The 25,913-nt window shown below is 72.0% G+C and carries 24 protein-coding genes and 2 tRNA genes; 11 read left to right on the top strand and 15 right to left on the bottom strand.

Features of this window, described 5'->3' with window-relative positions; genetic code table 11:
* Positions 1–64: 64 nt before the first annotated feature.
* Entirely contained in the window at positions 65–823 is a 759-nt protein-coding gene (locus tag ACX6XY_RS20240; protein ID WP_460332525.1) for an IclR family transcriptional regulator, read from the top strand.
* Between the two features lie 72 nt (positions 824–895).
* On the opposite strand, the gene ACX6XY_RS20235 is transcribed toward ACX6XY_RS20240, so the two are convergent.
* The 4 genes from ACX6XY_RS20235 to ACX6XY_RS20220 form a co-directional block, all read right to left on the bottom strand.
* Positions 896–969: transfer RNA gene (locus ACX6XY_RS20235), tRNA-Lys, on the bottom strand.
* A gap of 185 nt (positions 970–1,154) precedes the next feature.
* Positions 1,155–1,586: a CchlQ gene (locus ACX6XY_RS20230; protein WP_460332523.1), complete on the bottom strand. Its 432-nt coding sequence runs from the start codon at positions 1,584–1,586 to the stop codon at positions 1,155–1,157.
* Positions 1,587–1,796: 210 nt separating this feature from the next.
* Positions 1,797–2,138: a hypothetical protein gene (locus tag ACX6XY_RS20225; RefSeq protein WP_460332521.1), complete on the bottom strand. Its 342-nt coding sequence runs from the start codon at positions 2,136–2,138 to the stop codon at positions 1,797–1,799.
* A gap of 78 nt (positions 2,139–2,216) precedes the next feature.
* A complete protein-coding gene (locus ACX6XY_RS20220) occupies positions 2,217–2,696 on the bottom strand; it encodes a hypothetical protein (RefSeq protein ID WP_460332520.1) in 480 nt (159 codons plus the stop codon).
* A gap of 262 nt (positions 2,697–2,958) precedes the next feature.
* Between ACX6XY_RS20220 and ACX6XY_RS20215 the strand changes: the two genes are divergently transcribed.
* Complete coding sequence (locus ACX6XY_RS20215) at positions 2,959–4,416, top strand: hypothetical protein (protein WP_460332518.1); 1,458 nt, start codon at positions 2,959–2,961, stop codon at positions 4,414–4,416.
* Positions 4,417–4,459: 43 nt separating this feature from the next.
* Here the strand turns inward: ACX6XY_RS20215 and ACX6XY_RS20210 are convergent, their stop codons facing one another.
* A complete protein-coding gene (locus ACX6XY_RS20210) occupies positions 4,460–5,056 on the bottom strand; it encodes a histidine phosphatase family protein (protein ID WP_460332516.1) in 597 nt (198 codons plus the stop codon).
* A gap of 405 nt (positions 5,057–5,461) precedes the next feature.
* On the opposite strand from ACX6XY_RS20210, the gene ACX6XY_RS20205 reads away from it, so the two are divergent.
* The 5 genes from ACX6XY_RS20205 to ACX6XY_RS20185 all read left to right on the top strand — a co-directional run bounded on the left by ACX6XY_RS20205 (position 5,462) and on the right by ACX6XY_RS20185 (position 11,500).
* Positions 5,462–6,475, top strand: a complete 1,014-nt coding sequence (locus ACX6XY_RS20205; RefSeq protein WP_460332514.1) for a phosphatase PAP2 family protein — start codon at positions 5,462–5,464, stop codon at positions 6,473–6,475.
* A complete protein-coding gene (locus tag ACX6XY_RS20200) occupies positions 6,390–7,595 on the top strand; it encodes a hypothetical protein (protein WP_460332598.1) in 1,206 nt (401 codons plus the stop codon). Before ACX6XY_RS20205 ends, ACX6XY_RS20200 begins: the two co-directional genes overlap by 86 nt.
* Positions 7,586–9,190 carry a hypothetical protein gene (locus ACX6XY_RS20195; protein WP_460332512.1) on the top strand — a complete coding sequence of 535 codons (1,605 nt, stop codon included), beginning with the start codon at positions 7,586–7,588 and terminating at the stop codon, positions 9,188–9,190. The genes ACX6XY_RS20200 and ACX6XY_RS20195 overlap by 10 nt, the downstream gene beginning before the upstream one ends.
* On the top strand, positions 9,187–10,557 hold the full coding sequence (locus tag ACX6XY_RS20190; protein ID WP_460332510.1) for an AAA family ATPase: 1,371 nt from the start codon (positions 9,187–9,189) through the stop codon (positions 10,555–10,557). The genes ACX6XY_RS20195 and ACX6XY_RS20190 overlap by 4 nt, the downstream gene beginning before the upstream one ends.
* Before the next feature lie 91 nt (positions 10,558–10,648).
* The gene (locus ACX6XY_RS20185) at positions 10,649–11,500 is read left to right on the top strand and encodes a spermidine synthase (protein WP_460332509.1); all 852 of its coding nucleotides are present in this window, start codon (positions 10,649–10,651) and stop codon (positions 11,498–11,500) included.
* A 5-nt stretch (positions 11,501–11,505) separates the two neighbouring features.
* Here ACX6XY_RS20185 and ACX6XY_RS20180 read toward each other — a convergent pair whose 3' ends face one another.
* Genes ACX6XY_RS20180 through ACX6XY_RS20165 form a run of 4 tightly spaced genes read right to left on the bottom strand, consistent with a single transcriptional unit; the run spans position 11,506 to position 16,217 of the window.
* Positions 11,506–12,930 carry a GH1 family beta-glucosidase gene (locus ACX6XY_RS20180; protein WP_460332507.1) on the bottom strand — a complete coding sequence of 475 codons (1,425 nt, stop codon included), beginning with the start codon at positions 12,928–12,930 and terminating at the stop codon, positions 11,506–11,508.
* 37 nt (positions 12,931–12,967) lie between these two features.
* A complete protein-coding gene (locus ACX6XY_RS20175; RefSeq protein ID WP_460332505.1) occupies positions 12,968–13,882 on the bottom strand; it encodes a carbohydrate ABC transporter permease in 915 nt (304 codons plus the stop codon).
* The gene (locus ACX6XY_RS20170; protein WP_460332503.1) at positions 13,879–14,877 is read right to left on the bottom strand and encodes a carbohydrate ABC transporter permease; all 999 of its coding nucleotides are present in this window, start codon (positions 14,875–14,877) and stop codon (positions 13,879–13,881) included. The genes ACX6XY_RS20175 and ACX6XY_RS20170 overlap by 4 nt, the downstream gene beginning before the upstream one ends.
* A 5-nt stretch (positions 14,878–14,882) precedes the next feature.
* Complete coding sequence (locus tag ACX6XY_RS20165) at positions 14,883–16,217, bottom strand: ABC transporter substrate-binding protein (protein ID WP_460332501.1); 1,335 nt, start codon at positions 16,215–16,217, stop codon at positions 14,883–14,885.
* A gap of 344 nt (positions 16,218–16,561) precedes the next feature.
* On the opposite strand from ACX6XY_RS20165, the gene ACX6XY_RS20160 reads away from it, so the two are divergent.
* The 3 genes from ACX6XY_RS20160 (at position 16,562) to argG (ending at position 19,654) form a co-directional block, all read left to right on the top strand.
* Positions 16,562–17,596 carry a LacI family DNA-binding transcriptional regulator gene (locus ACX6XY_RS20160; RefSeq protein ID WP_460332596.1) on the top strand — a complete coding sequence of 345 codons (1,035 nt, stop codon included), beginning with the start codon at positions 16,562–16,564 and terminating at the stop codon, positions 17,594–17,596.
* Between the two features lie 83 nt (positions 17,597–17,679).
* A complete protein-coding gene (locus tag ACX6XY_RS20155; RefSeq protein WP_460332499.1) occupies positions 17,680–18,120 on the top strand; it encodes an SRPBCC family protein in 441 nt (146 codons plus the stop codon).
* An 88-nt stretch (positions 18,121–18,208) separates the two neighbouring features.
* Entirely contained in the window at positions 18,209–19,654 is a 1,446-nt protein-coding gene (argG, locus tag ACX6XY_RS20150; RefSeq protein WP_460332497.1) for an argininosuccinate synthase, read from the top strand.
* A gap of 108 nt (positions 19,655–19,762) precedes the next feature.
* Here the strand turns inward: argG and ACX6XY_RS20145 are convergent.
* The 3 genes from ACX6XY_RS20145 to ACX6XY_RS20135 all read right to left on the bottom strand — a co-directional run bounded on the left by ACX6XY_RS20145 (position 19,763) and on the right by ACX6XY_RS20135 (position 21,963).
* Positions 19,763–19,835, bottom strand: a tRNA-His gene (locus ACX6XY_RS20145).
* Positions 19,836–19,969: 134 nt separating this feature from the next.
* On the bottom strand, positions 19,970–20,572 hold the full coding sequence (orn, locus tag ACX6XY_RS20140) for an oligoribonuclease (protein WP_460332495.1): 603 nt from the start codon (positions 20,570–20,572) through the stop codon (positions 19,970–19,972).
* 5 nt (positions 20,573–20,577) lie between these two features.
* A complete protein-coding gene (locus ACX6XY_RS20135; protein WP_460332493.1) occupies positions 20,578–21,963 on the bottom strand; it encodes a helix-turn-helix domain-containing protein in 1,386 nt (461 codons plus the stop codon).
* Between the two features lie 722 nt (positions 21,964–22,685).
* On the opposite strand from ACX6XY_RS20135, the gene ACX6XY_RS20130 reads away from it, so the two are divergent.
* Entirely contained in the window at positions 22,686–23,210 is a 525-nt protein-coding gene (locus tag ACX6XY_RS20130) for a universal stress protein (protein WP_460332491.1), read from the top strand.
* 258 nt (positions 23,211–23,468) lie between these two features.
* Here the strand turns inward: ACX6XY_RS20130 and glmS are convergent, their stop codons facing one another.
* The 3 genes from glmS to ACX6XY_RS20115 all read right to left on the bottom strand — a co-directional run.
* Positions 23,469–25,286: a glutamine--fructose-6-phosphate transaminase (isomerizing) gene (glmS, locus tag ACX6XY_RS20125; protein ID WP_460332489.1), complete on the bottom strand. Its 1,818-nt coding sequence runs from the start codon at positions 25,284–25,286 to the stop codon at positions 23,469–23,471.
* A gap of 44 nt (positions 25,287–25,330) precedes the next feature.
* Positions 25,331–25,588 carry a hypothetical protein gene (locus ACX6XY_RS20120; RefSeq protein ID WP_460332487.1) on the bottom strand — a complete coding sequence of 86 codons (258 nt, stop codon included), beginning with the start codon at positions 25,586–25,588 and terminating at the stop codon, positions 25,331–25,333.
* A 133-nt stretch (positions 25,589–25,721) separates the two neighbouring features.
* Positions 25,722–25,913: SHOCT domain-containing protein (locus ACX6XY_RS20115; RefSeq protein WP_460332485.1), on the bottom strand; the 192-nt coding region annotated here is incomplete at its 5' end.

Raw genomic sequence — 25,913 nt, 5'->3', positions numbered from 1 at the left:
CCTCTTGGCGGCTATCGTGGTACAGAGCCCAGCTGTCCGGAACCGGTCCATGCAGGGGGATACCGTGGCGCTGAAACCTGAGCCGACCGCGTCGAACCACTCGGTGCGACACGCCCTCCGCGTGCTGGAGACGGTCGCCCGCCACGGCACCGGCGTGAGCGACGTCCAGATCGCCCGCGAGGCCCGGCTGCCCGCACGCCAGCTGACCCCGCTGCTGCTCATGCTGCGCCGCGAGGGGTACGTCCAGCAGGTCGCCGACGGCGCCTATGTCGCGGGCGAGGCGCTGCACCGGCTCGGCTCCGCCGCCGGGCGCGAGCGGGCGATCCGGCAGCAGGTCCAGGAGGCCCTGGACGGACTGCGCGACACGGTCGGCGCGGCGGTCTACGTCAGCCGGTACATCGACGGCGAGGTCAAGATCACCCAGTACGCGGACGGCCCGCGCGCCCCCAAGGTGAACGAGTGGGTGGACTTCCGCTCCGCGGCGCACGCCAGCGCGGTCGGCAAGAGCCTGCTCACCCAGCTGGACATGAACGGCCGCCGGGACCACCTCTCCCGCCACAAGCCCGCCCGGCTCACCTCCCGGACGATCACCGACGAGCGGCTCCTCTTCCGCAAGCTGGACGCCCAGCCGCCTTCGGTCCCCGTGCTCGACCTCCAGGAGTACGCGGTGGGCACGGTCTGCGCGGCCGTGCCGATCACCGCGGGCGCGATGGTCGGCTGCCTGGCCCTGTCGCTGCCGGTCGAGCACGCCCACCGGCTGCGCGCGGCGGCGGACACGCTGAACCGCGGCGCGGCGCCGGTGCTGCTCTCGCTGGCGATCTGAGCCGGGCCGCCGCCGGATGTGAGCCGACGCACAGAAGGCCCCTCGCTCGCGCGAGGGGCCTTCCGTCGTCTGTGCGCCGCCAGGGACTCGAACCCCGGACCCGCTGATTAAGAGTCAGCTGCTCTAACCAACTGAGCTAGCGGCGCCTGCTGACGTCGTAGACCTTAGCACCCTGATCCGGGCGAGGAAAAATCGATATGCGCACCGCCGCGCGGGCGGACCACCGGGGCGGTCGGCCGGGAGTCCCGGAGCGCGAGCGTGCTCCGCGGGTACGGGCTCGCGGAGGCGAGCCAGGCCAGGCCGTCCGGGGTGACGCGGGGGTGCCGGGGACCTAGCGTGGGACGGCCGCCCCTTGGCACATCGGGCAGCGGTCCGTGCCGTCCCACTTGTCCCATCCGAAGACCGTCGGTGAGAGGGACTGGCCCTCCAACTCCTTGCGCACGGCCACGCGGTAGGTCCACACCGTGCCGATGTAGGGGTGGTAGGCGGCATGGAAGGCCGGTGACGTCGGCTCGGCGCCTGCCGCGACCGTGCGTTGGAGGGCGCGGAGCTGCTCGAACATCGCCTGCCCGGCGCTGGCGACGGCGGTGCTCGCGTCGATGAACAGCCGTTCACGCGCTTCGTAGATCGCGCCGTCGCTCAGTGCCGCGCGCGTGGCCGTGTCCAGGTCGACCTCGGCGTCGGCGGCGGCGCCCTGGGTCTGGGCGATCTGGCGCAACCGGGAGTGGCAGGCCTCGGCGGCGCTGATGAACTCGATGTACACGGCCCGCCGACGCTCCCCGACTCCGCGGACATCCTCGTAGCGGTGGCGTAGGCGGTCAGCCAGAACGGTGCCGGAGATGGCGATAGAGCCACCGCTCACCGTAGCGACGAGCGTCCCCCAGTCCACGTCAGCCCCCCGGCGGTGATCGCACGTTGAAGTCGAGCCCCAACCTACTTGTAGCGTCCCCCGAACGGGGCGCTGCCCGCGACCCTACTCGGGGTTGTTCGTGCGCAGGAGTTCACGGCCGAAGTCGACCATGCGCTTCGCGTAGTCCTCCGTCCACTCGGCGCGCTCGCCGATGGCCGCGGGGGTCAGGCGGTCGAAGCGGCGGGGATCGGCCAGCTGGGCCGCCGCGATGGCCTGGAACTCGATGGCGCGGTCGGTCGCGGCCCGGAAGGCGTGGGTCAGCTCGGTGGCGCGGGACAGCAGCTCTCGGGGGTCCTCGATCGACTCCAGGTCGAAGAAGTGCTCCGGGTCGGCGGCCGCCTCCGCAGGCTCGAAGAGCAGCGGCGCGGGTCGCAGTCGCGGCTCGGTCCGCTCGGGCTCCGCCATGGGGTCTCCTCCTCGTACGGGTGCCCTTCCATTCTCCAGGAGCGCGCAAGTACGCCTGTCGCCGCCCGCCGGCCCGCCCTAGCGACAGCCGTCCGCCGCCTCGATGATCCGCGCCGCCTCGCCGAGCGCCGCGCGCAGCATCGCCGGGTCGGTGACGGGGCCCGTTTCGGCGGGCGGCAGGAGCCAGCGCGTCCCGGCGACGGGCGGTGCGGGGTCGTGGGCGCGGCCGCCGTCGAAGGTCTGGATGCAGGCGCTGCCCGGCAGGTCCCAGGCGTCAGCCGTGCCGGGGGGCACCAGGAAGCCGAGGGTGTCGCAGTCGCCGTCGTGCAGGACGGGCCCGACTGCCGGGGCCGCGCCGCGCCGGAGGATGTCCACGGCCTCCAGGCCCTGCCGGGCCGGGACGGTCACCAGGTCGCAGTCGACGCGCGCGCAGGAACGGTCCTGCGCCGAGCTGCGCTGAGCGGTCGAGTCGGCTGGGTGGGTCGGGTGGGTCGGGTCGGCCGGGGGTGACGTCTTGGTCGCCCGGAAGTCGCCGTTCTCTGTCGTGGCGTGCAACAAGGGAACCCCTCCTCGCTCAAGAGGGCGCGGGATAGCTCCCTCTCCGTAAGGTCCAACGCGGGACGACGTCAACAGCTACGGCGGCAGACCGCCTCATTGAGTGGCAGTTCATGGCGGAAGCCGGGTGAGATTTCCGGTTTGTAGCCAAACTCCGCATAGCGGCCCGGACCCAGCCGGTACGTTCATGCCCCGTCGGAGCGGGGGCGGCCCACGGGCCGCGCCCGCGTACTCCGGCACGGAAACATCACGAGAGGCCGTGGCCATGGCGTCGTCAATGGCACCGTCAGCGGGTTCCCCCCGACCGAACCTCGCCTTCCGACGGCTGCGCGGACAGCTCTCACCGGGTGAGTTCGCCTCGGTGGTGCGCCGGGCGGCCCGAGAGATCGGCGAGCACGTCGCCTGTGACGCGCGGTACATCGGCCGGGTCGAGTCGGGCGAGATCCGCTGCCCGAACTACGCGTACGAGCGGGTGTTCCTGCATATGTTCCCCGGCCGGACGCTGGCCGACCTGGGGTTCGCGCCACGCGAGACGGTACGAGGGCGGGGGGCGCGCGGAGCCACCACCGCGCCCCCCGCGCACACCACGCGCCAGAACGCCCACGGCACGCCAAGCCCACCCAGCACCCCCAGCACACAGAGCACCGCAAGCACACAGAGCACACAGAGCGATGAGGAGAGCGACGTGCTGCGTCGCGCATTCATGACCGGCGGCACGGCCACCGTGGCCGCCGCCTCACTGGGCCTCGGCGGCCCGCCAGGACTGGTCGCCCAAGCTGCCGCCGCCACCACCGGCCGCGTACCGGGCAGCCGACGGCACGCGGGACAGACCGAGGCCGCCGCGGCCGAGGAGGCCGTACGCCGCATCCGGCTCCTCGACGACCGGCACGGCGCCGACGGCCTCTACCAGCGGGCGGCGACCGAACTGCGCACCGCGTACGCGCTGCTCGACGCGGGTACCTCCCGGCAGGCCACGGCCGACCGGCTGCACAGCAGCGCCGGTGAACTCGCCATCACGGTCGGCTGGCTGGCCCATGACTCGGGCCGCTTCGGCGACGCCCGCTCGCACTACGCGGAGGCGCTGGCGACCGCCCGGATGGCGGGGGACACGGCCCTGGAGACGCACGCGTTCTGCAACATGTCCTTCCTCGCGCGCGACGCGGGCCGCCACCGCGAGGCGGTACGGGCCGCGCAGGCGGCCCAGCGGTCGGCCAGGGCGTGCGGCTCGGACCGGCTGCTCTCGCTGCTCGCCCTGCGCGAGGCGGGCGGCTGGGCGGGGCTCGGGGACAGCGCGGGGTGCGCGCAGGCGCTCGGCCGCGCACGGTCCCTGTTCGAGCGCGGCCCGTCGGACGCGGATCCCGAGTGGATGACCTTCTACGGCGAGGCCGAGCTGTCGGGCCTTGAGGCGCAGTGCTGGTCGGCGCTGGGCGACTGGCCGCGCGCCGCGCGGCACGCCCGGTACGCCGCCGCCGTACAGGACCCGCACTTCAGCCGGAACCTCGCGCTGTACACCGCGGAACTCGCCGACGACCTGGCGCGCGCCGGGCGGCCGGACGAGTCCGCGGCGGCCGGGCACCGGGTGCTCGACCTGCTGGGCGAGGTCCAGTCGTCACGGGTCCAGGCGATGCTGGCCCGCACCAGCCGGGTACTGGGACAGCACCGCCGCACCGCGGGCGTCGACGGCTTCCTGGACCGCCATGCGGCCCTGCCGCGCACAGCCTGACGGCCACACCACCCCGACCATCGCGGGAGTCTGAAGACAGGGCCTAGCCGTCCAGGTGCCCGGTGTCGTTCCACGACTCGATCGCGGGTTCCCCGTACGCCCACCCCAGGATCGACAGCGAGGTCGGGCTGAGGCGGATGCGGGCCGCGAAGTCGAGCGGGAGGCCGAGCCAGCGCGCTCCGATGGCGCGCAGCATGTGCCCGTGCGCGAACAGCAGCACATCGCGGTCGGCGTCGCGCGCCCACCGCACGACCTCGTCCGCGCGCGCCGTGAACTGGGCGAATGTCTCCCCTTCGGGGACGCCGTCACGCCAGATGAACCAGCCGGGGCGCAGCGCCTGGATGTCGGCCGGGGCCAGGCCCTCGTACGCGCCGTAGTCCCACTCCATCAGCGTGTCCCAGTCCTGCGCCCGGTCCCCGAAACCGGCGATGTCGCAGGTCTCACGCGCGCGCAGGAGCGGGCTGGTGCGCACCTCGACGTCCGGCAGGCCGTTGTACGGCGCTCCGTGGAGCCGGTCGCCCAGGAGCTTGGCGCCGCGCCGTCCCTCGTCCAGGAGCGGGATGTCCGTCCTGCCGGTGTGTTTGCCGGCCAGCGACCATGCGGTCTGCCCGTGCCGGGCCAGCAGGATGCGCGGTGCCATGAGGTCACTCCCAAGGATGTGAGACGTACGTGGTGCGGATCGGTCACGACAGCGCTGGCGTCCCGTCCCATCCATTCCCTCCATCATCGCGCACCCCGGTGGTCACCCCGGCAGACACCCCAGCGGGCGCCGACGGACACCCCAGCGGCCCCTGGCGGACACCCCAGCAAGCGGCCCCGCCGCGCAACCCCGCACCCGGTCTCCGCGTCTTCCACGCACGGGCCGTGTGTACCGGGTGAACCGCGCGAACCTCGGGCGTGAACCCCAGGACCGAGTGGGGTGAGCGCCTTGTTCCGTTCAGCTACCCGTAGGGTGGACGACCGGCCCGACCACGACCGACCCAGCCCGCCTTCGGTCGTGGAGCACACTTCAGGCCGCCTAGCACACATGAGGGGGAGCGACCGGATGCCGCGTATTCGGGTACCGCGCACCGACGGGCGACCTCGCGTATGGAGCGAGCTGCCGCTGATCGCCGTGGTGTACGTGGCGTACTCGCTGGGGCGGCTGGTCGTCCGCGGGGACGTGTCCACCGCCGTCGACAACGGCCTGGCGATCCTCCGCCTGGAGAAGTCGCTCTCCCTCAACTTCGAGCACCCGCTGAACCGGCTCTTCACCGAACACGCCTGGCTCGGCATACCCTCCGACTTCGTCTACGCCTCGCTGCACTACCTGGTGACGCCCGCGATCCTGGTCTGGCTGTTCCGGAGCCGCGCCGTGCACTACCGCGCGGCCCGCACCTGGCTGATGGTGTCGACCCTGATCGGCCTGGTCGGCTTCACGCTCATGCCGACCTGCCCGCCGCGGCTGCTCGACGCCGGTCACGGCTTCGTCGACACCATGGCCCAGTACAGCTCGTACGGCTGGTGGGGCGCGGAGGCGAGCGCGCCGCGCGGTCTGGGCGGCATGACCAACCAGTACGCGGCGATGCCCAGCCTGCACGTCGGATGGTCCCTGTGGTGCGGCGTGATGCTCTGGCGGCACGGGCGTACGCCCCTGCTGAGGGCACTCGGCGTCGCCTACCCGCTGATCACCACGATCGTGGTGATGGGCACCGCCAACCACTACTTCCTGGACGCGGTCGCGGGCGCGGCCGTCATGGGGCTCGGCCTGCTGCTGACCCGGCCCGCGCTGCGGCTCTCGGGGCGGGTGCGGGCCCGGCTCGCGCCGGCCGCGCCGTCGGCCGCGCCGGTCGCGCCGCTGATCGAACCGGTCGTGCCGCTGGTCGGACCGGTCGCTTCGGCGGGCGCGTCCGGCGCTTCGGCCCCGGTTGTCAGTGGCGGATGCGAGACTTCCGCAGGTGAGCGAATTCCCCATCAGCGCGGGACCGACAGCGATCCCGCCGACGCGGACACCGGGGTCATCGGCGGCACCGGCGACACCAGCGGTGTCAGCGACACCGCTGAGACAGCGGCTCGCTGAGCTGCGGGGCCCCGCGGCCAGGCCCAGGCCGCTGGACGCCCGCGCCCTGGCCGCGCTCGCGGCCAACCCCGGCTGCCGACGGCGCGCCCTGCTGGACGGCGCGGGCGTGGACAAGTCCGCGCTCGCCCAGGCGCTCGGCTCGCCCTCGGGATACGGCCAGTCCCAGTTCGCGTTCGTACGGGGCAACGCCTTCGAGGCACGGGTCAAGGCGGACGGCGGCGCCGAACTGCTGCGCCTGGTGTACGAGCACGTCGGCGGCGGACCGGAGCCGACGCCCGGCGCGACGGCCGCCCCCGATCTCACCGCCGCGGGCCCCGAGGGCCGGTCCGCCCGTACCGCGCTCGCCCTGCGCGACGCGGCCGAGGCCGGGGGCTGGGCGCTGCTCGACCATCCGATGCTCGCGCTGGACGTCGCCGGTTCGGTCGCCTTCCTGGAGCCGGACGCGGTCGTGGTGCACCCGGACGGGCACTGGACCGTCGTCGAGATCAAGTCCTTCCCGATGATCGACGGCTCGGCGGACCCGGCCAAGGTCGGCGCGGCAGCCCGCCAGGCGGCGGTGTACGCGCTGGCACTGGAACGGGTCGCCGAGCGGGTGGCCGCGCGGAGTGCCGGGCAGGGCGGCGAGCCGGGGGCGGTCTCTCGGGGCCGTCCTCGTGTGCGTTCGCGTGTCCTGCTGGTCTGCCCCAAGGACTTCTCCAACCTCCCGACCGCGTCCGTCGTCGACGTGCGCAAACAGCTGTCCGTGACCCGGCGGCAGCTGGCCCGGCTCACTCGGATCGAGGACATCGCCGCCGCGCTGCCGCCCGGCACGACCTTCGACCCCGAGCGCCCCGCCGCCGAGCTGACGGCCGCCGTCGAGTCGGTGCCCGCCGCGTACGCACCCGAGTGCCTGGCCTCCTGCGAACTGGCCTTCCACTGCCGCGCGCGGGCACGCGCCGACGGCGCCGTGACCACGCTCGGCCGCTCCGTACGGGGCGAACTCGGGGAGTTCACGACCGTGTCCGGGGTCCTGGCGGCGGCCCGCGGCGAGTCCGGCGACCCGGACGACCCGACGGTGGGAGCCCTGCGCAGGGCGGCGGCGCTGCGCGCGGAGAGCCTGGGGGACGCGGCATGTCGCTGATCAGCACCCTCGCCCGGCTGGAGGCCGTACAGACGGGCCGGGCCCAGCCCGCGGCCACCGTGCGGCACCGCCACCTCGCCGACCGCCCGCTCGTGTTCGTCCCCCTGACGACCGCGGGCGAGGCGGGCGCGCCGCTCGGCGCCCTGGTCGGCACGGAGCGTGCCGCGCCCCGGCTGCTCGTTGTGCCCCAGCCGCGCGACCGCGACCTGCGGTCGGTGTTCCTCGCCGAGCTGGCGGAGGTCGTCCTGCCCTATGTCGACGGGTTCGCCGCGGACACCGAGCCCGCCGAGCGCAGCGAGACCGACCCGGAGACCGGCAAGCGCGTCAAGGTCGAGGTCGAGCTGTGCACCGACGCCCCGCAGCTGATCGTGCCCAGCGGGGCGGGCGTCGAGTTCGTACGGCTGCTCGGCCGGTCCATGCGGTTCAGGCGCACCGCCGACCAGGACCCGGACACGCCGTACCCCGCGCCGCCCCGCGTCCCGCTGCTCGGCCGCTGGCTGACGCACCTCGGGGAGCGGGCCAGAGTGCCCGGATCGGCCCTGCTGCTGGCCATGACGGAACTGCTGTCCCGGCACTGGGTCAGCGGCCAGTCCAGCCTGGAGGACCAGCATCTGGGCGCGCTGCTCGCCTGGATCGACCCGCCGTGCGGGGAGCTGGGCGCCGAGGCGGCCCACCGCGCCGAACTGGCCAGGGACGCCGACGGGCAGCTGCTCTGCCCGCCCGCGGGACCGGCCACCGACCCGGCGTTCGACAACAGGCTCCTGGCCCCCGCGATCGAACGCTACGACCACGCGCGCACGGCGCTCGCGGCCGCCGCCGACGGTCTGACCGCCGACCGGCGGCTGGCCGGACTCGCCGCGGCCGAACAGGAGATCCGCGCGCTCGTCGAAAGCCGTACCCGCCCTGCTTGGGACGCCGTCTGGCGCGGCCTCGACCTGCTGCGCGAGCTGCCCGAAGCCGACCGGGCCGCCGAGCGGTGGACTCGGGACCGCTGGTCGTACACCGGCCACCGGGACCGCGTCCTGGCGGGCGAACCCCCGCAGCCCCGCCACGACGACGCGGTCACCGCGGCGAACAAACTCGCCGCGCGCGAGACCGCGCAGGCCCGCCTCGACGCGCAGGAGGCGCTCGACGACCCGCTGGTGATGGCCGGCCGCCGCCTGGCCGGGGAGGCCTTCGCCGGAGAGGTGACCGAGGTGGTCATGGCGTACAGCGAGGGCAAGCGCCCCAGCCCGCGCCCGCTGGTCACGGTGCGCACGGACGACCGCCCGCACCTCGCCGAGCGGGCCAAGGTCCACCGCTCGCTCGCGGGCAAGCCCCAGTCGGCGCAGTTCGTGGCGTACGAGGCGGACGGCTCGGTGGTGCTGCGGCTGCTGGACAAGATGGGGCGGGGCAAGGAGCCGGAGGCCGGATCGGTGCCGGAGCGGGGCGAGCGGGTCTGCTGGACCCTGTTCGAGCACGCGCCGAGGGGCGGCCCCGCGCTGCCCGACCCGGAGGAGACCCCGTGGACGCACGGCGGGCCCCCGGACGCTTCCGCGGGCGGCGCGGCCGCCGTGCCGCTGCCCGACCCGGTGACCGATGAGGATGTCCTGTGAACGACCACGGAGCACACGACACGACCGGTACCGATCCAGTCGGCTTTGATCCGGGCGCCGCCGCTGACGAGGCCACCCGCGCGATCCTGCGCGACACCCTGCACGGCGCCGCGCGCGGCGTGGTCGTGGACTCACCGCCCGGCGCCGGGAAATCCACCCTTGTGGTCAACGCCGCCCTGGAACTGGCCGCGGCCGGTCGCCCGTTGATGGTGGTCGCGCAGACCAACGCCCAGGTCGACGACCTGGTGCTGCGGCTCGCCGGCAAACAGCCCGAGCTGCCCGTCGGGCGGCTGCACAGCAGCGAAGCGGATCCCTACGACAAGGCCCTGGACGACCTCGGACACGTCCGGAAGTCGGCGAAGGCGGCCGACCTCGCGGGCCTCGACGTGGTCATCTCCACCGCGGCCAAGTGGGCGCACGTCAAGGGCGTCGAGCCCTGGCGGCACGCCATCGTCGACGAGGCCTACCAGATGCGCTCGGACGCGCTGCTCGCCGTGGCCGGGCTGTTCGAGCGCGCCCTGTTCGTGGGCGACCCCGGCCAGCTCGACCCGTTCGCCATCGTCGGCGCCGAGCAGTGGGCGGGGCTCGCCTACGATCCGTCGGCCAGCGCGGTGAGCACCCTTCTCGCGCACAACCCGGAGTTGCCGCAGCACCGCCTGCCGGTGTCCTGGCGGCTCCCGGCCTCCGCCGCGCCCCTGGTCAGTGCCGCCTTCTACCCGTACACCCCGTTCCGTAGCGGCACCGACCACGGCGATCGGGCGCTCACCTTCGGGGTCGCCGCCGACGGCTCCGCGCCCGACCGGGTCATCGACGAGGCGGCCGCATCCGGCTGGGGCCTGCTCGAACTGCCCGCCCGGCACACCCCGCGCACCGACCCCGAGGCGGTCCAGGCCCTGGCCCAGGTGGTCCGCCGCCTCCTGGACCGCGGCGGCGCGACCGTCAGCGAGCGCGCCCCCGGCCCCGCGCCGCTCACGCCCGGTCGCATCGCCGTCGGCACCGCCCACCGCGACCAGGCCGCCGCGGTCCGCGCCGCGCTGGCCGACCTCGGCGTCACGGGGGTCACGGTCGACACGGCCAACCGCCTCCAGGGCCGCGAGTACGACGTCACCGTCGTCCTGCACCCCCTCTCGGGGCGCCCCGACGCCACCGCCTTCCACCTGGAGACGGGCCGCCTCTGCGTGCTGGCCTCCCGCCACCGGCACGCCTGCATCGTCGTCTGCCGCGCGGGCGTGGCCGACCTGCTTGACGACCACCCCTCGACGGAGCCGGTCCAGCTTGGTGTGACGGTCAAGTTCCCGGACGGGTGGGAGGCGATGATGTCCACTTGGGATCATTGGTCGGAGCATCGGGTGGTCTGGCGGCCGTGAGGGGTTCCGGTCGATTCCGGCCGGTCTCAGCCGGTTCCGGCCGGTTCCGGTTGGTCCAGTCGGGTCTGTGGCCAGGGGCGATAATGGGGGCGTGGCCAGGAAGAAGCGGGATGGGGAAGGCGTCGTCGAGGACGTGGACGGCGGGGTCGCCGAGCTGGTGCCGGATCCGGAGCGGGGGCGGGCCTGGACGCTGCTGGTGGACGGGGCGCCGCAGTCGCATGTGGACCTCGACGACCCGACCTACCTCGACTTCGCCTATCAGCGCAGGCTCGGGCATATCGTCGACCTGGTCATGCCGCCCGGCAAGCCGGTGCGGGCCGTGCACCTGGGCGGTGGCGCGTTCACCCTGGCCCGCTATGTCGCCGCCACCCGGCCGCGGTCCACACAGCAGATCGTGGAGCGGGACGCGGCCCTGGTCCGACTGGTGCGGCGGGAGCTGCCGCTGGACGGCGGCGCGCGGGTGCGGGTGCGGTCCGTGGACGCGCGGGACGGGCTCGCCAAGATCCCGGACGGCTGGGCCGACCTGCTGATCGCCGACGTGTTCAGCGCCGCGCGGACTCCGGCCCACCTGACCAGTACGGAGTTCCTCGCCGACGTACGCAGGGTCGTCAGGCCCGGTGGCCACTACGCGGCGAACCTCACCGACGGCCCGCCGCTCGCCCATCTGCGCGGCCAGGTCGCCACCGCGGCCGCCGTGTTCCCCGAGCTCGCGCTCGCCGCCGACCCGGCCGTGCTGCGCGGCAAGCGGTTCGGGAACGCCGTACTGCTCGCTTCCGACCGGGAGCTGCCGATCGCCGAGCTGACCCGGCGCATCGCGGGCGACCCGCATCCGGGGCGCGTGGAACACGGGCGGGCGCTGCGGGACTTCACCGGGGGCGCGGCCGCCGTGACCGACGCGGGCGCGGTCGCCTCACCGGCGCCGCCGCCCGGCGTCTTTCGGTGAGTCGCTCAGTTTTCGGCTGGAGGCAGTTCGCCCGTGGTCGCCAGTTTCGTGTACCAGCGTGCGCTCGCCTTGGGAGACCGGGTCTGGGTCTCGTAGTCCACGTAGACGATGCCGAAGCGCTTGCTGTAGCCGTACGCCCACTCGAAGTTGTCGAGCAGCGACCAGAGGTAGTAGCCGCGCACGTCCGCCCCGGCGCGGATCGCCTGGTGCACGGCGGTGAGGTGGGCGTGCAGATAGCGGATGCGGTCGGGGTCGTGCACCGAGCCGTCGGGGTTCGGTTTGTCGTCGTACGCGGCGCCGTTCTCCGTGATGTAGAGGGGGATTCCGGGGGCCTCCGCGGTGTACTTCAGGAGGAGGTCGGTCAAGCCGGTGGGGTCCACCGGCCAGTTCATCGCGGTGAGTTCGCCCGGTGCGTGATGGAAGAGGATGGATTCGGAGCCGGGCCAGGGGGAGTGCGGGCTGTCGCCGTGGCCGTCCTTGCGGGGGGCGGCGGGGGAGGTGTCGGCCGCGGCCGAGACGACCGTGGGCGTGTAGTAGTTGATGCCGAGGAAGTCGAGCGGCTGTTTGGCGGCGGTCAGGTCGTCGGCGTGGACGAAGGACCAGTCGGTGAGGTGTGCGGTGTCCGCGATGAGGTCGTCGTCGTAGGCGCCCCTCAGGAGCGGGCCCGAGAAGATCCGGTTCGCGAGTGCGTCGATGCGCCGCTGGGCCTCCAGGTCCTCGGGCGAACCGGTCAGCGGGCGGACCGCGCTGGGGTTGAGGCTGATGCCGAGCTGTGCGCGGGCGGGCAGGGCGGCGCGCAGCGCCTGAGTGCCGAGGCCGTGGGCCAGGTTGAGGTGGTGGGCCGCGCGGAGGGCCGACGCGGGGTCGGTGCGGCCCGGAGCGTGCACCCCGGAGGCGTACCCCAGGAAGGCGCTGCACCACGGCTCGTTGAGGGTGGTCCACCGTTCGACGCGGTCGCCGAGTGCCTCGGCGACGATTCCGGCGTACTCGGCGAAGCGGTGCGCGGTGTCCCGCTCGGGCCAGCCGCCGAAGGCGGACTCCAGCTCCAGGGGGAGGTCCCAGTGGTAGAGGGTCACTGTCGGGGTGATGTGGTGGGCTAGGAGTTCGTCTACCAGTTCGCGGTAGAAGTCCAGGCCGCGTTGGACGGCGGGGCCCCGGCCCGTGGGCTGCACGCGGGGCCAGGAGATCGAGAAGCGGTAGCCGCGCAGGCCGAGGTCCGCCATCAGGCGGACGTCGTCGCGCCAGCGGTGGTAGTGGTCGCAGGCGGTGTCGCCGGTGTCGCCGCCGAGTACCTTGCCGGGGGTGTGGCTGAAGGCGTCCCAGATGGACGGGGTGCGGCCGTCCTCGTGGGCGGCGCCCTCGATCTGGTAGGCGGCGGTGGCGGCGCCCCACAGAAAGCTGGGCGGGAAGCTCAGGGGCGGTTGTGGCACGGGGGTGCTCCTCTGGGTAGGGAGGGGGTGAGGTGGGTCAGCCCTTGACGGCGCCCTGCATGATGCCGCCGACGATCTGCTTGCCGAACAGCACGAACGCCAGCAGCAGCGGCAGCGTCCCGAGCAGCGAGCCCGCCATGATCACCGACTGGTCGGGGATATGGCCGTGGCCGAGCCCGGTCAGCGCGACCTGCACGGTCGGGTTCCCGGCCTGGGTCAGCGCGATGATCGGCCAGAAGAAGTCGTTCCAGGCCTGGACGAAGGTGAGCATGCCGAGCACGGCCATCGCGGGCCGGGCGGCGGGGAACACCACATGCCAGACGACACGCAGGCTGCTCGCGCCGTCCACGCGGGCCGCCTCGATGAGTTCGGTGGGCAGCGCCTGGAGGAGGTACTGCCGCATGAAGAACACGCCGAAGGCGCTGACGAACGTCGGCAGGATCACGGCCTGGAGCTGGTCGGTCCACTCCAGCTTGGCGATCATCATGTACAGCGGTACGACGCTGAGCTGCGGCGGGACCATCATCGTGCCGATGACGAGGAGGAGGAGAAGGTTCTTCAGGCGGAAGCGCAGCTTGGCGAAGGCGAATCCGGCGAGGGTGGAGAAGAGGACCGTACCGGTCGCGATGGACCCGGCGACGATGGTCGTGTTGAGCAGCGCCGCGCCCATGTTGGCGTCGGTCCAGGCGATCTCCAGGTTCTTGAAGAGGTTGCCGCCGAACCAGAACGGCGGCGGTGTCTCGGCCAGCCGGGTGTTGCTGCGGGACGCCGCGATCGCCGTCCACACCAGCGGGAACAGCGAGACGACGGAGACCAGGATCAGGACGGCGTAGGTGATCCGGCCGCCGTGCAGGGTGCGTCCGGCCCGGCTGCGGCGGGCCCTGGCCGGTTTGCCGTGCGCGGTGCGCGGCGGGTCCTGGTGCGGTTCCTCAGTCAGTACGGGCGCGGTCACGCTCCCCCCTCGCTCTTGGTCAGCCTCCGCGCGATCAGCCAGTTGACCAGGCCGATCAGCACCAGGATCAGGAACATCGCCCAGGCGATCGCGGACGCCCGGCCGAGGTGCAGATTGGTCCACCCCTGCTCGTACAGGTACAAGCCGATCGTCTGGTACTGGTGCGAGGGTCCGCCGGTGGCGCCCGAGCCGAACAGCAGCGGCTCGCCGAAGAGTTGCACCGCGCCGATGGTCGAGACGACACAGGTGAACAGGATCGTCGGCCGCAGGGAGGGGAGGGTGACGTGGAAGAACTGCTGCCAGCGGGAGGCCCCGTCCAGCGCGGCGGACTCGTACAGGTCGTTCGGGATGGCCTGCATCGCGGCCAGATAGATCAGGGTGTTGTAGCCCGTCCAGCGCCAGATCACGATGGACGACACCGCGATCTGCGAGGTCCAGGTGCCGTTCTTCCAGTCGACGGGGTCGACGCCGACCGTGCCGAGCGCCCAGTTGATCATGCCGTAGTCGCGGCCGAAGAGGAGGACGAAGACCAGCGTCGCGGCCGCCACCGACGTGGCGTACGGCGTCAGGGCGACCACCCGGAAGAACATCGAGCCGCGCAGCTTGTAGTTGAGCAGATGCGCCAGGCCCAGGGCCATCAGCAGCTGTGGGACGGTCGAGATCAGGCCGATCGTCAGGGTGTTCTGGAGGGCGTTCCAGAAGAAGTCGTCGCTCAGCAGGCGGGTGAAGTTGTGCATGCCGACGAACTCCATGGAGTTCGGGTCGGTCAGCGACACCCGGTGCAGCGCGGCCCAGCCGGTGTACAGCAGCGGGAAGAGCCCGAAGGCCGCGAAGAAGAGGAAGAACGGCGCCACATACGCGTACGGGCTCCACTTCACGTCCCAGCGGTAGCGGCGGCTGCGCCGCTCCCGTCTGCGCTGCTCACGCGGCCCGTCGGGCGGCGGGGCCGCGCCCTTCCTGAGGGAGGGCGCGGCGGTCTCGGTGTCCCGTGCCACGTGGGTCACTCGTCCAGCGCGTTGTCGATCGCCTTGACGGCGGCCTTCCAGCCGTCTTCGGGCGACGCGCCCTTCTGGTCGACCTGGAGCATGCCGACGTCCGCGAGGTTCTGCGCGATGATCAGGTCTTTCGGGCCGAGGATCTGCACGGGTGCGCCCTGGGCGGCCTTGCTGAAGATCCGGCCGATGGGCGCGCCCTCGAAGTAGGGGTGCTCGGCGTCCTTCACGGCGGGCAGGTCGTAGGCGGCGGTGGAGCTCGGGAAGCTGCCGCGCTTCTCGAAGAGCACCGCCTGCTGTGCGGGCGCGGTCAGCCAGGCGGCCAGCTTCGCGGCCTCTTCGGTGTTCTTGCCCGCCTTGGGCACGACGAGGAACGACCCGCCCCAGTTGGACGGCTTGGGCGCCTGGGCGACGTCCCACTTGCCCTCGGCCTTGTCGCCGCCCTTGTCCTTGATGTAGCCGAGCATCCAGGCGGGGCAGGAGACGGTGGCGAAGGCGCCGTTGGAGAAGGCCTGGTCCCAGGAGGGCTGGAACTGCTGGAGTTTGGCGGTCAGCCCCTCGGTGGCGAACTCGGAGGCGATGTCCCAGGCTTCCTTGACGGCGGCGCTGTCCTTGTAGACGACCTCGCCGTCCTTGTCGTAGAAGCGCTCCTCGTAGCTTCCGGTGACGGCGGCCATCACGCCGCTCGCCCCGTCCACGAAGGCGCTGTTCTCAGGGGCGTTGGCCTGGTACCGCTTGCCGACGTCCAGGTACTTCCGCCAGTCGCCCGCCCACAGTTCGCCGACCTCGTCGCGATCGGTGGGCAGCCCGGCCTGCTGGAAGAGGTCCTTGCGGTAGCAGATGCCCTGCGGGCCGACGTCCGTGCCCAGGGCGACGGTCGAGCCGTTCTGGGCGGTGCCCTGCTGCCACTTCCAGTTCAGGAAGCTGTCCTTGTCGGCGCCTGGCGCCTTGCCGAGGTCGACGAGGCGGTCCGCCTGGGTCGCGGTGACCTCGGCGATGTTGTTGACCTCCACGGCCTGGATGTCGGCGAGGCCGCTGCCGGTGCTCAGGTGGGTGAGCAGCTGCGGGTAGTAGTTCTCGTTGCGCTCGATGGACGTCTGCTTGATGACGACGTCCGGGTTCTCCTTCATGTACTGGTCGTAGAGCCCGGCCTCCTTCAGGCCGAACGTGCCGAAGACGCCGACGGTGAGCGTGGTCTTGCCCTTGCCGCCGCCTCCGCCGCCGCCCGTCGAGCCGCCGGGCTCGTCCTCGTCCTCGGCGCAGCCGGCCAGCAGCCCGGCCCCCAGCGCGGCGACGGCCGCGAGGACCACCGCCTGGCGGGACGTACGTGTCCTGTAGCGCATTGCGTCCTCTCTAGTGCCCTGACGTGCCGGTCACGGCCAACTGGCCGGTGATGCTGAGGAGTTGAAGGTGCGGCTCGGGCAGGGAACGTGCGGGTCATGAATGAGTCCGGTACGGTGGGAGCGCTCCCACTGGTGATGTGTTGAAGGGTCTCGGCTGGTCTCGGCAGTGTCAAGGGACCGTGCACGGCGAGTGTGTTCGGTTATCCGGCCGTTAGGTTGATGCGGCACGGAGGTGGCATGGGAGGGAGACGGGTGTGACGGAACACCAGGCGCGGGGTCAGGCTCGGGGCCGCGGCGCGGGGCGCGATGCGGGGCGTAACGCGGGCCGCGGCGCGGGGCGTAACGTGGGGCGGCCCACGCTTGAGGAGGTCGCCGCGCGCGCGGGTGTCGGACGGGGCACGGTCTCTCGGGTGATCAACGGCTCGCCGCGGGTCAGCGAGCGGACCCGCGAGGCGGTCGAGGCCGCGGTCGCGGAGCTCGGCTACGTACCCAACACGGCCGCCAGGGCGCTGGCCGCCAACCGCAACGACGCCATCGCGCTGGTGGTCCCGGAGCCCGAGCGGCGCTTCTTCGCCGAGCCGTACTTCTCCGACATCGTGCACGGCGTCGGGGGCGCGCTCGCCGACACCGACGTCCAGCTGCTGCTGACCTTCGCGGGCGGCGACCGGCAGCGCCAGCGGCTGGCCCACTACCTCGCCGCGCAGCGCGTCGACGGGGTGCTGCTGGTCTCCGTGCACGCCGACGACCCGCTGCCCGACATGCTGGAGTCGCTGGACCTCCCGGCCGTGATCAGCGGCCGCCGCTCCGCCGATGAGCCGCTCGCGTCGGTCGACTCCGACAACTACGGCGGCGGCCGCGCCGCCGTGCGCCACCTCGTCGAGCGCGGCCGCACCACGATCGCCGCCATCACCGGCCGCCTCGACGTGTACGGCGCCCAGCGCCGCCTGGACGGCTACCGCGAGGGCCTCGCCGAGGCGGGGCGAGCGGCGGAGGACGACCTGACGGCGTTCGGCGACTTCACCGAGGAGGGCGGCCGCCGCGCGATGGCCGAACTGCTCGCGCGCCGCCCCGACCTGGACGCGGTGTTCGCGGCCTCCGACGTGACGGCGGCCGGCGCCCGGCGGGCGCTGCGCGAGGCGGGCCGCCGGATACCCGACGACGTGGCGATCGTCGGCTTCGACGACTCGGCGGTCGCCCGTCATATGGACCCGCCGCTGACCAGCGTCCGTCAGCCGGTCGAGGAGATGGGCGCGGCCATGACGCACCTGCTCCTGGAGGAGATCGCCGCGGTCTCCGCCCACCGACCGGCGGCCTCCCGCCGCCTGGACCGCCAGCAGCTGATCCTGCCGACGGAGCTGGTGCCGCGCGCGTCGTCCTGAACGGTCCGTGCGCGCACCGTGCGTCTCGCGTGGCGGTCGCCCCGGTGGGACGATGCTGGTAGAGGCAGGAAGAAGGCGACGAAATGTCCGCGATCAAGGAAACGGTCGATATCGCCCGCCGCCCCGAAGAGGTCTTCTCGTACATGACCGATCCCTCGCATCTGCCCGAGTGGCAGGAGAGCGCCGTATCGGCCCACACGGTGGGCGACGGCCCGCTGACCGTGGGGTCGAGGTTTGAGACGGTGCGGCGGATGGGACGCCGGGAGATGCCGATGACCATGGAGGTGGTGGAGCTGGAACCGCCGAGGAGGTGGCACTTCCACGGCGTCGACGGCCCCATCCGAGGAGATGTGACGGGCACGATCGAGCCGCTCGACGACGGGGAGCGCTCGCGTATGACCTTCGAGGTCGATTTCGAGACGCACGGGATGGGCAAGGTGATCGCCCCGCTGGTCGCCCGCCCGCAGATCCGGAAGCAGCTTCCGGCTGACCAGGCGAGGCTGAAGGCGCTGCTTGAGGCGTGAGCGCCGCCCCCCCCTGGACCCAGGCGGGGTCCAGGGGCGTGCGCAGGCCCACGTTGCATGATGATGCGGAATGCTGCATAGTCTTGCCATGTCCAAGGTTCTGACCTCACTCCCCACCGGCGAACGCGTCGGTATCGCCTTCTCCGGCGGGCTCGACACCTCCGTCGCCGTCGCCTGGATGCGCGACAAGGGCGCCGTTCCGTGTACGTACACCGCCGACATCGGCCAGTACGACGAGCCCGACATCGCGTCCGTGCCCGGCCGTGCCTCCGCGTACGGCGCCGAGATCACCCGGCTCGTCGACTGCCGCGCCGGGCTGGTCGAGGAGGGCCTCGCGGCGCTCGCGTGCGGCGCGTTCCACATCAGGTCGGGCGGCCGCCCGTACTTCAACACCACGCCGCTGGGCCGTGCCGTGACCGGCACGCTGCTGGTGCGGGCGATGCTCGCGGACGGGGTGCAGATCTGGGGTGACGGCTCCACGTTCAAGGGCAACGACATCGAGCGGTTCTACCGGTACGGGCTGCTCGCCAATCCGCATCTGCGGATCTACAAGCCCTGGCTGGACGCGGACTTCGTGAGCGAGCTCGGCGGCCGCAAGGAGATGTCCGAGTGGCTGGTCGAGCACGGCCTGCCGTACCGGGACTCGACTGAGAAGGCGTACTCCACGGACGCCAACATCTGGGGCGCCACCCACGAGGCCAAGACCCTGGAGCACCTCGACACCGGCATCGAGACGGTCGAGCCGATCATGGGCGTGCGGTTCTGGGACCCGTCGGTCCGGATCGACACCGAGGACGTCACGGTCGGCTTCGACCAGGGCCGCCCGGTCAGCGTCAACGGCAAGGAGTTCGCCTCGCCGGTCGACCTCGTCATGGAGGTCAACGCGATCGGCGGCCGCCACGGCCTCGGCATGTCCGACCAGATCGAGAACCGGGTGATCGAGGCCAAGAGCCGCGGCATCTACGAGGCGCCCGGCATGGCGCTGCTGCACATCGTCTACGAGCGCCTGGTCAACGCGATCCACAACGAGGACACCGTGGCCGCGTACCACAACGAGGGGCGGCGGCTCGGGCGGCTGCTCTACGAGGGCCGCTGGCTGGACCCGCAGGCGCTGATGGTGCGCGAGTCGCTACAGCGCTGGGTGGGGGCCGCGATCACCGGCGAGGTGACCCTGCGGCTGCGGCGCGGCGAGGACTACTCCGTGCTCGACACTCGGGGACCGGCGCTCAGCTACCACCCGGACAAGCTCTCCATGGAGCGGACCGAGGACTCGGCGTTCGGCCCGCTGGACCGGATCGGCCAGCTGACCATGCGCAACCTGGACATCGCCGACTCCCGTGCCCGGCTTGAGCAGTACGCGGGCCTCGGCATGGTCGGCGCCGACCACCCGACGCTGATCGGCGCCGCGCAGGCGGCCTCGACCGGCCTGATCGGCGCCATGGACGAGGGCGGCGCCCAGGCGATCGCCTCCCGCGGCGCGGCCGCGGACGAGGAGGCGCTGGACCGCGCCGCGATGGAGTCCGGCACGGACTGAGTGCGAGGCCCCGGCGGATCCGTTCCGCCGGGGCCCGGACGGCGAAGGCCCGGACAGCGAAACGGGCTCGGCCCCCGACCTGGATCAGGTCGGGGGCCGAGCCCTCAGGGTGAGTGACGGGACTTGAACCCGCGGCCACCTGGACCACAACCAGGTGCTCTACCAACTGAGCTACACCCACCACGACCGGCTTTTTCCTGACCGGCCGAGAAAAAGTGTACAGGGTCCGAGAGGGTGCTCGCGCCACCTTTTCGCGAGGCCCGGCCAGGCCCGCGCCAGACCCGCGCGAGGGCTTCGCGGGGCCTGCCCGGAGGGTCAGTCGTCGGACAGCACGTGCTTGGCGGCGATGGCGCGGGCGGTGTCCGAGTCCGGGCCCGGCTGGGGAACGAAGATCGCCTCACGGTAGTAGCGCAGCTCGGCGATGGACTCGCGGATGTCGGCGAGCGCCCGGTGGTTGCCGTTCTTCGGCGGACTGTTGAAGTAGGCCCGCGGGTACCAGCGGCGGGCCAGCTCCTTGACCGAGGAGACGTCCACGATCCGGTAGTGCAGATAGTCCTCCAGCGTCGGCATGTCGCGCAGCAGGAAGCCGCGGTCGGTGCCCACGGAGTTTCCGCACAGCGGGGCTTTGCCGGGCTCCTTGACGTGCTCGCGTACGTACGCCAGGACCTGCTCCTCGGCGGCGGCCAGCGTGGTGCCGCCGGCCAGCTCGTCGAGCAGACCCGAGGCGGTGTGCATGGTGCGCACCACCTCGGGCATGGTCTCCAGTGCCGAGTCCGGAGGGCGGATCACGATGTCCACACCCTCGCCGAGCACGTTCAACTCCGAGTCGGTGACCAGTGCGGCCACCTCGATAAGTGCGTCGTCCGTCAACGAGAGCCCGGTCATCTCGCAGTCGATCCACACCATGCGATCGTTCATACGGCTTAGCCTACGGGGCGTTCCCGCTGGCCGGGGAGCGTCGCGTGCGCGGGTGTGTACAGATCGGAGCTCGGGTTGCCCGGTTCCGTGGCGGTCGACGCGGCCGCCGCCGCCGTCCCCGGATGCCCGTACGACGCGGCGCTGCGCCGGGTCTGCGCGGGCAGGGGGCCGGGAACGTCGGCTGGGTCACTGAGGCGGTCGTGCTGTGGGCGGTCGTGCGGGGGCCGGTCATGTGGTGGGCGGTCGTGTGGGGATCGGTCGTGTGGTGGGCGGTCACTGTGTGGCCGGTCAGCGTGCGGCCGGTCGTTCTGCGGACGGTCGTTCTGCGGCCGGTCGTTCTGCGCGCGCTCGGCTGCCGCCTTGGCCTTGTCGCTCTGCGGCCTGCGGGCCCGGTAGGCGGCCCGGTAGGTCGCGGGCGACGACCCGAGCTGGCGGCGGAAGTGCCCGCGCAGCGCGACCGGCGAGCGGAACCCGCAGCGGCCCGCGACCTCGTCGACCGAGTAGTCGGAGGTTTCGAGCAGCCGCTGCGCCTGGAGCACCCGCTGGGTGATCAGCCACTGCAGGGGAGCGCTCCCGGTGAGCGAGCGGAACCTCCGGTCGAAGGTCCGTCTGCTCATATACGCGCGCGCGGCCAGGATCTCCACGTCGAACTGCTCGTGGAGGTGCTCCAGCGCCCAGGCGACGACCTCCGCGAGCGGGTCGGCGCCGATCTCCTCTGGTAAAGACCTGTCGAGGTAGCGCTCCTGACCGCCGCTGCGGCGCGGCGGTACGACGAGGCGGCGGGCCAGTGCCCCGGCGGCCTCCGTGCCGTGGTCGCTGCGCACGATGTGCAGGCAGAGGTCGATGCCCGCCGCCGTGCCCGCCGAGGTGAGCACGTCTCCGTCGTCCACGAACAGCTCGCGTGGGTCGACGTGGACGGACGGGTAGCGCTTGGCCAGCGTCGGCGCGTACATCCAGTGGGTGGTCGCCGGACGCCCGTCCAGGAGTCCGGCCGCGGCGAGTACGAACGCGCCGGTGCACAGCCCGACGATGCGGGCGCCCTCCTCATGGGCGCGGCGCAGCGCGTCGAGCGCTTCCTCCGGCGGCGGTGAGGTGATGGACCGCCAGGCCGGCACGACGACGGTGCCGGCCCGCGCGATCGCGTCCAGGCCGTAGGGCGCGCTGAGTTCGAGCCCGCCCGTGGTGCGCAGTGGTCCGTCCTCGCCGGCGCACACCAACAGCCGATAGCGAGGCACTCCCGCGTCCTGCCGGTCAATGCCGAACACGGAGAGTGGGATGGAACTCTCGAAGATGGGCCCGCCGCCGAACAGCAGCACGGCGACGATTTCTCTGCGGCGGCGCCCGGAGAGCTGCCGCACTCCATCTGGTACGGCGGCGGAGTCGTGGCTCATGGTGCTAAGCCCCCCTCAGTGGTCGCGGCTCCTTGGTCGTGTCGCTCCTGCGCGTTGCTTCTGGAAGTCACAGCCCCTCGGTCCTACACAAGTCCCCCGCCCCAACGGTCATGATCGAATCTACTGCGTCACGCAGGGCCTCGGTGACCAGTTCAGCACCCCGTGCAATGTCGACAAGGCCACGTGGCGTGAAGCTTTCGATCACGAAGCGTGGCACTCGGGGGGTGGCACAGGGAAGTGCGCGTTTCGTCGGTGGCCGGTCCTCGTAGGGTGCGCACGCCGTCCGCGGTCCTTTCTCCCTGGTGGACAGGAGGGCGGCGAGCCATCCGAGCACGAAAATCGCGCCCTTCGGACTTTGGCTGAAAACCATCGGAGTGTGAGGGCGGAACACGTCGGCGTCCGGCGTACCTCGGGTGCTCCGCCGACCGTTCCCCAGGCGCTGGCGCGAAACCGTACGCGGTTGAAGTACGTGGTTGAAGACTGGATGACACGCGTCGGTCAAAAGGCTGTACGACACAGCAACCGTTGCCATATCGGCGCGTGCTCGGGCATGCTCCCCGAGGCGCTGCGGGAGCCTCCCGCGAGCTGGGCGGGAGAGGAGTGTCGCCGTACCCTTGGGGGTATGGGCTTGGGAAGATGATTCCCGGACATGGCAGCGCCGCCAGCGTCACCGCCGCCCGAGAACGCCCCTTCCATAGAGGACTCCTTCAGCCGAGACACCCATGGCCGGTCACGAATTCCCCGAACCCGCTGACCGCAAGCGACAGGTCGCCGACTCCACGGCCGACCCCCTCGCGGCGGAACAGCCACGCCAGTCCTGCGACCCCGCCTTCCGGCACGGCGTCGTCGTCGGCTTCGACGGCTCGACCTCCAGCGGGCGGGCCCTGTCGTACGCCATCGGTATGGCCAGCCGCTCCAGCTCCGGGCTGATCATCGTGCATGTCGCCAACCGGCTGCCGACCACCGTCTGGGCGGGCTGCGAGCCCCCCGTCTTCGTGGACGTCCCCGACCACCGCACCGAGGTGCTCGGACTCGAACTCGCCTGCGCCGACTATCTGGGCGACGTGCCCTGGGTGCTGGTCGAGCGCGGCGGGGACATCTGCCACGAACTCGAGGAGGTCGGCCGCGAGTACGAGGCGGACGCGATCGTCGTCGGCTCCACGCACGGCGTCGTCGGCCGGATCTTCGGCTCGGTGGCGGGGCGGCTCGCGCGGCGCGCGCGGCGGCCGGTCGTCGTCATTCCGTGAATTCCGTGATGTGCCTGGTCATGCCGGTACGTTGAGCGGAAAACTACCCGTGCGTAGAGGTGGTTTGCTCCCCTGCGAAGGGTAGATACGGGTGGCTGGAACACCGCGAACACGTGAGAGCGAGCTGCCCACCGGGGGGTGACGGCCACCGGCTGCGGCAGCGGCGCGGCCGGAGGGAATGGGCGACCTCCGGCCGCCGGAGGAACAACCCCCTGTGCGGCGTGGTGGCACGCACAGGGGGTTGTTCGCGGGGTGGGGTCACTCCACGGTGACCGACTTGGCGAGGTTGCGGGGCTTGTCGATGTCGCGGCCCATCGCCAGCGCCGTGTGGTACGCGAACAGCTGCAGCGGGATGCCCATCAGGATCGGGTCCAGCTCGGTCTCGTTCTTCGGCACCACGATCGTGTGGTCGGCCTTCGGCTGCTCCTGGTGCGCGACCGCGAGGATCCGGCCGCTGCGGGCCTTGATCTCCTCCAGCGCCGCGCGGTTCTTCTCCAGCAGATCGTCGTCCGGCACGATCGCCACCGTCGGCAGCGCGGGCTCGATCAGCGCCAGCGGGCCGTGCTTCAGCTCGGACGCCGGGTAGGCCTCGGCGTGGATGTACGAGATCTCCTTGAGCTTCAGGGACGCCTCAAGGGCCACCGGGTAGCCGCGCACCCGGCCGATGAACATCATCGACTTGGCGCCCGCGTACTCCTCGGCCAGCTTCTTGATCTCGCCCTCCTGCTCGAGGATCGCCGCGATCTGCTCGGGCAGCTTGCGCAGGCCCGCGATCAGGCGCTTGCCGTCGGCCACCGACAGGTCGCGGATACGGCCCAGGTGCAGCGCGAGCAGCGCGAACGCGACCACCGTGTTGGTGAAGCACTTGGTGGACACCACACAGACCTCGGGGCCCGCGTGCACGTACACGCCGCCGTCGGTCTCGCGGGCGATCGCCGAACCCACCACGTTCACCACGCCGAGGACCCGCGCGCCCTTGCGCTTGAGCTCCTGTACGGCGGCGAGCGCGTCGTACGTCTCACCGGACTGGGAGACCGCGACGTACAGCGTGTCGGGGTCGACCACCGCGTTGCGGTAGCGGAACTCGGACGCGGGCTCGGCGTCCGCGGGGATACGGGCCAGCTCCTCGATCAGACCGGCGCCGATCAGACCCGCGTGGTACGAGGTGCCGCAGCCCAGGATCTTCACCCGGCGGATGGTGCGCGCCTCGCGCGCGTCCAGGTTCAGGCCGCCCAGGTGCACCGTCGAGAACCGGTCGTCGATCCGGCCGCGCAGCACCCGGTCGACCGCGTCGACCTGCTCGGCGATCTCCTTGTGCATATACGTGTCGTGGCCGCCCATGTCGTACGACTCGGCCTCCCACTCCACGGTGGTCGGCGAGGCCGTCGTACGGGAGCCCTCGGTGGTGTACGTACGGAAGTCGTCGGCCTTGATGGTGGCCATCTCGCCGTCGTCCAGGGTGACCACCTGGCGGGTGTGCGAGACCAGCGCCGCCACGTCGGAGGCGACGAACATCTCCTTCTCGCCGATGCCGAGCACCACCGGGGAGCCGTTGCGGGCGACCACGATGCGGTCGGTGAAGTCGGCGTGCAGGACGGCGATCCCGTAGGTGCCCTCGACGTGCCGGAGCGCCTCGCGGACCTTCTCCTCCAGGGTCGGCGCCTGGGAACGGGCGATCAGGTGGGTGAGCACCTCGGTGTCGGTCTCGGAGAGGAACTCCACGCCGTCGGCGACCAGCTTGGCGCGCAGCTCGGTGGCGTTGTCGACGATGCCGTTGTGGACGACGGCGACCTTGTTCTCCGGGTCCAGGTGGGGGTGGGCGTTCTCGTCGGACGGGGCGCCGTGGGTGGCCCAGCGGGTGTGGGCGATGCCCGTGGTGCCCGCGAAGCGCTTGGGTACCTTGGCCTCCAGGTCGCGTACCCGGCCCTTGGCCTTGACCATCTTCAGGCCGGGGGCCTTGGGCCCGGTGATGACCACACCGGCCGAGTCATAGCCCCGGTACTCCAGGCGCTGCAGCCCTTCGAGGAGCAGCGGCGCCACATCGCGCTTACCGATGTATCCGACAATTCCGCACATAGGTGATTCCCCTTAGTCCCTTTGGTGGAGAGCGAGTCGTGAAGCTAGCCGTAGACGATGCGGCGCAGCTGCCGCAGGGAGAGCTCGGGCGGCGCGACCGCGCGGTACGCGAGGTCCGCCGCGATCCGCTCGAAGATCGCCGTGTTCACCAGGCCCTGGCCCTGGAGCTCGCGGTGGCGGCGGCGGACGAACTCCTCGGTCGTCTCGTCGAAGTAGGCGAGGACGTCCTGGATCACGCGCAGGGCCTCGCCGCGCTGGAGCGGCGTGGAGCGCGTCAGGTGATCTACAAGGTCGTCGTGCACCCGACGATCCTGTGCGATCGGCGCGCCATTCGCAAGAAACCTGCCCGGATTCGGGCAGGATCATGGCAATGTCGTGCCATGGGGGTGCGGGATCGGCCCTCTGGGGGCGGTTCAGGGGTGCTTCGGAGGCGCTTCAGAGGCGCTTCAGTACGGCCTGCTTGGCTGTCGCGAACTCCTCGTCCGTGAGGATTCCGGACTGGTGCAGCTCCCCGAGCTCCCGCAGCCGACGCAGCAGGGCGTCATGGTCGTCGCCGCCCGGTCCGGGCGCGGAGGCGGACGCGGGCTCGGAGGCGGGCGCGGACGCCAGCGCGGCCCGGCCGTCGGC

It is taken from the genome of Streptomyces sp. O3 (genome assembly GCF_054788135.1).
The sequence above is the reverse complement of the archived record's forward strand: the minus strand, read 5'-3'. Positions and strand labels throughout refer to the sequence as shown.

Bases quoted from the DNA above. Each gene is read 5' to 3' on its own strand.
- ACX6XY_RS20225 (WP_460332521.1), bottom strand. From the start codon at position 2,138: ATGGCGGAGCCCGAGCGGACCGAGCCGCGACTGCGACCCGCGCCGCTG.
- ACX6XY_RS20215 (WP_460332518.1), top strand. From the start codon at position 2,959: ATGGCGTCGTCAATGGCACCGTCAGCGGGTTCCCCCCGACCGAACCTC.
- ACX6XY_RS20210 (WP_460332516.1), bottom strand. From the start codon at position 5,056: ATGGCACCGCGCATCCTGCTGGCCCGGCACGGGCAGACCGCATGGTCG.
- ACX6XY_RS20205 (WP_460332514.1), top strand. From the start codon at position 5,462: ATGCCGCGTATTCGGGTACCGCGCACCGACGGGCGACCTCGCGTATGG.
- ACX6XY_RS20195 (WP_460332512.1), top strand. From the start codon at position 7,586: ATGTCGCTGATCAGCACCCTCGCCCGGCTGGAGGCCGTACAGACGGGC.
- ACX6XY_RS20165 (WP_460332501.1), bottom strand. From the start codon at position 16,217: ATGCGCTACAGGACACGTACGTCCCGCCAGGCGGTGGTCCTCGCGGCC.
- ACX6XY_RS20155 (WP_460332499.1), top strand. From the start codon at position 17,680: ATGTCCGCGATCAAGGAAACGGTCGATATCGCCCGCCGCCCCGAAGAG.
- argG (WP_460332497.1), top strand. From the start codon at position 18,209: ATGTCCAAGGTTCTGACCTCACTCCCCACCGGCGAACGCGTCGGTATC.
- orn (WP_460332495.1), bottom strand. From the start codon at position 20,572: ATGAACGATCGCATGGTGTGGATCGACTGCGAGATGACCGGGCTCTCG.
- ACX6XY_RS20135 (WP_460332493.1), bottom strand. From the start codon at position 21,963: ATGAGCCACGACTCCGCCGCCGTACCAGATGGAGTGCGGCAGCTCTCC.
- ACX6XY_RS20130 (WP_460332491.1), top strand. From the start codon at position 22,686: ATGGCCGGTCACGAATTCCCCGAACCCGCTGACCGCAAGCGACAGGTC.
- glmS (WP_460332489.1), bottom strand. From the start codon at position 25,286: ATGTGCGGAATTGTCGGATACATCGGTAAGCGCGATGTGGCGCCGCTG.